The following is a 4714-nucleotide window of genomic DNA, read 5'->3' on the forward strand; positions in this document are numbered from 1 at the left end:
TGACGATATCCTGACCGGTTTCAGCGCCGGCAGCCAGGCCGTGGCCCGCGATAATCTGGATGCCTCCGGGGTTCGTGTGCTGACAGGAGTAAAACCGCGCGATGTCACGCGTGACGGAGACACGCGCATCATCACCCTGTCAGACGGCAGCACGCTGAGCGGCACGCATGTGCTGAACGCCACAGGGCGAACGCCCAATACAGCGATGCTTCGTGCGCTTGACCCCGCACCTGAAACGGCCGGCAGCGGCGCGCTCAGCATCAATGACCGGTTCGAGACGAGCGTGCCGGGGCTCTATGCAATCGGTGATGCCGCCGACCGGTTGCCGCTCACCCCGGTCGCGACCGCTGACGGCGAAACCCTCGCCCGGCAGCTTTACACCGATGAGATGCCTGAACCGCTGGCACTGGATCACGTGGCCACCACCGCCTTTGTGATGCCCCCGGTGGGCGAGGTGGGCAAACTCAGCGGTCTGGCAAAACTCAACCGTTTCTCCTCTCTCGAAGACAGCATATTTCGCACCGGCACCACCGAAGCCTGGGGTCTTGCGCGCGCAGAGGATGGCGGGCTCCAGGGTGCGGCCCTCGTCGGTCATGCCGCCGCCGAAAGCATCTCATGGGCCGCGCAGGTAACCATGACCGCGCCGTCACGCACCGGCATGAACCGGGCGCGCGGTGTGCACCCCAGCAGTGCCGAAGAACCCCTTAACAGCAATATCTGACCACGGTGACCTGCCGCACCCCCGCGGCCCGGCGCAGAACCAAAGGATTTTTGTCTTATGATCAGCGATAAAAATAAACAGTCTGCCATCGTTATCGGTGGAACCGCAGGCGTCGGTCGCGCCGTGACGGACACCTTGCTGGCGCGTGGATACCGGGTCGGCGTGATCGCCCGTGGCGAGGACCGTCTCAGGTCAGTCGGCGACACCGACGGCATCGAGACCGCGACGGCGGATGCCGCCGATGCCGCTGAACTTGAGAAGGCCGTGAAAAGCCTGGTGAAAAAGCTCGGTAAGCCGGTCGTCTGGGTCAACTGCGCGATGGCCACGAGCTTTTCGCCGTTTCACGAGATGACAGCCGCCGAGTTTGACCGGATCGTCGCCACCACCTTTACCGGCCAGGTCAACGGCACCCGGCTGGCGCTGGCAACGATGGACCGCGGACATATCGTGCATGTGGGCTCGGGCCTCTCATACCGGCCTGTGCCTTTTCAGTCGGCCTATTGCGCATCCAAACACGCGATCAACGGCTTTGTCGGCGCCGTGCGTTCAGAGGTTCTGCGCGGCAACCGGCCGATAGAGCTGTCGCTGGTGCAGCTGCCCGCGATCAACACACCGCAGTTCGACTGGGCGCGCAACCGGCTTGATAAAATGCCGCAACCCGCACCGCCGGTCTTTGACCCGCAGGTCGCGGCAGATGCGGTGATGCAGGCCATCGACAAGCTGCAGCGCGAGGTCATCGTGGGACGCTCGGTTTTTCAGCTGCTCTTCGGCGATATGGTGCTGCCGGCCTTTATCGACCGCAAACTGGCGCGTGACGGCAAGGATATGCAGAAATCAGACCGGCCCGAGCCGGGGGACCGTCCGGATAACCTTTTCGGACCGGTCGATCACCCTGCTACGGCGCGCGGGTCATATTCGGACATCGCCGAGAACAAGGGCGTGATCATGGATGCCGATCAGGCGCGCAAACTGTTGTTTTTCGGCGGTGCCGCGACGATGTTTCTTCTGGGGGTACTGGTCGGCTAAAGCTTCCAGATCGCGGCCGTTCGCCCCAGCATGTCACCGACACAGTGCTGGCTCGCCATGAACGGCGCGCCCAGACCAGGTGAAACCGTATCTGTGCCGTAGTTAAAGACCGCGCGCCATGCCCGGCCGTCCACGTCCAGATCGATGGTCATCACCTCACCTTTGGTTTTATGTCCGGTGACGGTGCCTTCGGGCCAGCCATGCTCTTTGCGCGCAGCCAGTGCGCGCCGGTAAAACCCCAGCGTGCTTTCTTCGGTCTGCGCACTCACTGCCCGGTCACTTTCCCAGCGCATCGGCAGCCAGGGGCTGCCTTCCGAGAACCCGAACGCCGGCCCCTCGCCCCAGGGCACCGGCACCCGCGCTCCGTCGCGCCCCGGTCCGTCCGGCCAGAAGATGAGATCCACCGGATCAACAGATTCCTCGCGCGAAAGCCGCGGCTGCGGCAGGCCAAGCTCCTCGCCCTGATAAATCATCCACGGACCAGGCAGCACCGCCATCATCATCGAGAAAAACCGTGCGTCCCGGTCAGAGCCGTCCCCCCGCACCGAGATGTGGCGCGGCTGGTCATGGCTCGACATCCATTTGCCATAGCGGCTGAGATCACTGACCTCGTCAAAAAGCCGGCCGAGCATCTCCGGATCAGCCCCCTCTTCGGGCATGTCGACGGTGTACATGGCATCAAGCCGGCCCTCTTCGGTAAAGTCTTTCACCAGCTTCAGCGAATTATTCCCGGAGGTGCTTTCTCCCAGCAGCCAGGCATCCTCGCCTGCCCACTTTCGCAGGTTTTCGGCATAAGCCGCCCCGTCGCCCGGCAGCATGTCATAGACGTGATCCTGATAGCTGTAGGGCACGAACCGGAACGTCACCATCTTTTCATGCACTTCCGGCGAGGACGGCGGATTATCCTTCAGGCTCTCGTCAAAAAGATACGAGGTCACCGCATCAAACCGGAACCCGTCCACGCCTTTGTCGCGCCAGAACCGGATCTCCTGATGGTGCATTTCCTGCACCCGCTCATTGCGCAGATTGAGCGAGGGCTGGGCTGCCAGAAACTGATGAAAATAATACTGCCGCCGCTTGTGGTTCCACGTCCAGGCGGGCGGGCCGAACTGCGACAGCCAGTTGTTGGGCAGGCTGCCGTCCTCTTTCGGATCCTGCCAGAGGTAACATTCCGCGGCGCTCTCATCGCCCTCAACGGCGGCCAGAAACAGCGGATGCTGATCGCTGGTGTGGTTGAGTACCTGATCAATCAGAACTTTCAGGCCCGCATCATGCGCCGCAGCCACCAGTTCCTCAAAATCATCCATTGTGCCGAACCTCGGATCAACCGCGCTGTGATCGGCGACGTCATAGCCTCCGTCCACCATCGGCGAGACGAAAAACGGCGAGAGCCAGAGCGCATCCACGCCCAGCTCCGCAATATAGCCCATCTTTTCGATGACACCGCGCAGATCACCCTCGCCCGTTCCCGTGGTATCCAGAAACGAGCGGGGATAGACCTGATAGATCGCCGGATTTGCCGGCCAGTCTGATTTATGCCCCAACGATCATGCCGCCATTGGGGTGCATCGTCTGCCCGGTATAATAGCTGCCATCCGAAGAAGCGAAAAAGAGATAGGCGGTCGCCACTTCCCACGGCTGGCCCGCGCGTCCCATCGGGACCTGGCTGCCGAAATCTTCGACTTCGTCTGCCGGCATGGTGCCGGGAATGAACGGTGTCCAGATCGGGCCCGGTGCCACGGTGTTCACGCGGATGCCTTTATCCGCCAGGTTCGCCGCAAGCGAGCGTGAGAACGCAAGGCTTGCCCCGCGCGTGGTGGAATAGCTGATCAGCGACCCCATCCCGGCAAATGCGTTCACCGAAGAGGTGTTGATGATGCTTGCACCCTCTTTGAGATGCGGCAGAGCGGCCTGTGTGACAAAGAAATAGGCCATCACATTGCTGTCAAACGTGCGGCGCAGGGTCTCTTCAGACAGCTCTGTGAGGTCTTCGTCAAGCCATTGCATGGCTGCGTTGTTGATCAGAATATCGATCTGGCCAAAGTGCTCAACGGTCTTTTCCACCACGCTGGTGGCGGTTTCCTTGTCGCCCAGATCACCGGGCAGCAGCAGCGCCTCGGAACCTTCTTCCTCCACCAGCGATTTCGTACGTCCGGCGTCCTTGTCCTCATCGAAATACGAGATCGCAACCTTTGCGCCTTCACGCGCGAAAAGCACGGCGATTGCCCGGCCGATGCCGCTGTCACCGCCGGTGATCAGCGCCACCTTGCCGTCGAGTTTCGCCGCACCGGGATGGCGCGGCATGAAATCGGGCGCGGGCTGCATTTTGTGCTCGTGGGCGGGCATGTCGTCCTGCGACTGCGCCGGTATTTTCACTTCCTCATTCATGGCATTCTACCTTTGATAATTGTTATCCTTCGGGAAAGAACCGCCCGGGCCGGGATATGTTCCACCGGTCAGGCCGCGTGACCCAGAAACTGCGAAATCCGGCTCATGGTTGCCCGGGCCTGCGCCAGTTCTTCGGGCCAGAGCGTCCACATGTGAAAGAGCGGCGGGATGATACCGGCGCTGACCGGCACCCCTGCCCGCCCAAGCGCCCGGATGAGCAGCAGCGTGTCATCCAGCAACACTTCATTGACCGCCGCCGTAACAAATACCGGTGGTAACCCGGTAAGATCAGCCGTCACGGGCGAGGCATCGGGATCATCGGGTGCGGTATCCGGCATCGCCGTTTCCCACAGAGCGCGATCCTGCTCATCGTCATTCATCGCATCGGCATCCGTGCCGCGCGTGGTGCTGAGCCCGGTACGGTCGGTGTTGGGAGAAATGAGCGCAAGGGCAGAGACCGCCTGCGGCATTTTCCGCGCCAGCGTCAGGGCCAGATGGCCACCCGCACTGTCACCCACCACCGGCACCGGCGCGCCGAAAGCTTCGATAAAACGGCAGGCATCCTCCAGTGGCGCGGGC

Annotated in this window: 5 protein-coding genes; 2 read left to right on the forward strand and 3 right to left on the reverse strand. The window is 62.0% G+C overall.

Annotated features, from left to right (window positions below):
• Together Q0M35_RS17445 and Q0M35_RS17450 are read left to right on the forward strand one after the other, a co-directional pair.
• The coding region (locus tag Q0M35_RS17445; RefSeq protein WP_295317531.1) for an FAD-dependent oxidoreductase at positions 1-721 on the forward strand (721 nt) is incomplete at its 5' end.
• A 57-nt stretch (positions 722-778) separates the two neighbouring features.
• On the forward strand, positions 779-1747 hold the full coding sequence (locus Q0M35_RS17450; RefSeq protein WP_295317532.1) for an SDR family oxidoreductase: 969 nt from the start codon (positions 779-781) through the stop codon (positions 1745-1747).
• Here Q0M35_RS17450 and Q0M35_RS17455 read toward each other — a convergent pair.
• The 3 genes from Q0M35_RS17455 to Q0M35_RS17465 all read right to left on the reverse strand — a co-directional run.
• The gene (locus tag Q0M35_RS17455) at positions 1744-3291 is read right to left on the reverse strand and encodes an alpha-amylase family glycosyl hydrolase (protein WP_295317533.1); all 1548 of its coding nucleotides are present in this window, start codon (positions 3289-3291) and stop codon (positions 1744-1746) included. The genes Q0M35_RS17450 and Q0M35_RS17455 overlap by 4 nt on opposite strands.
• Positions 3281-4135: an SDR family oxidoreductase gene (locus tag Q0M35_RS17460; protein ID WP_295317534.1), complete on the reverse strand. Its 855-nt coding sequence runs from the start codon at positions 4133-4135 to the stop codon at positions 3281-3283. Before Q0M35_RS17460 ends, Q0M35_RS17455 begins: the two co-directional genes overlap by 11 nt.
• 68 nt (positions 4136-4203) lie before the next feature.
• On the reverse strand, positions 4204-4714 hold a 511-nt coding region (locus Q0M35_RS17465), incomplete at its 5' end, for an alpha/beta hydrolase fold domain-containing protein (protein WP_295317535.1).

The sequence above is a fragment of the Roseobacter sp. genome (genome assembly GCF_024639605.1).
Taxonomy (GTDB): domain Bacteria; phylum Pseudomonadota; class Alphaproteobacteria; order Rhodobacterales; family Rhodobacteraceae; genus Roseobacter.

What these genes read in the sequence shown, in the direction of transcription:
- Q0M35_RS17450 (WP_295317532.1), top strand. Translation starts at nt 779, where the DNA reads ATGATCAGCGATAAAAATAAACAGTCTGCCATCGTTATCGGTGGAACC.
- Q0M35_RS17460 (WP_295317534.1), bottom strand. Translation starts at nt 4,135, where the DNA reads ATGAATGAGGAAGTGAAAATACCGGCGCAGTCGCAGGACGACATGCCC.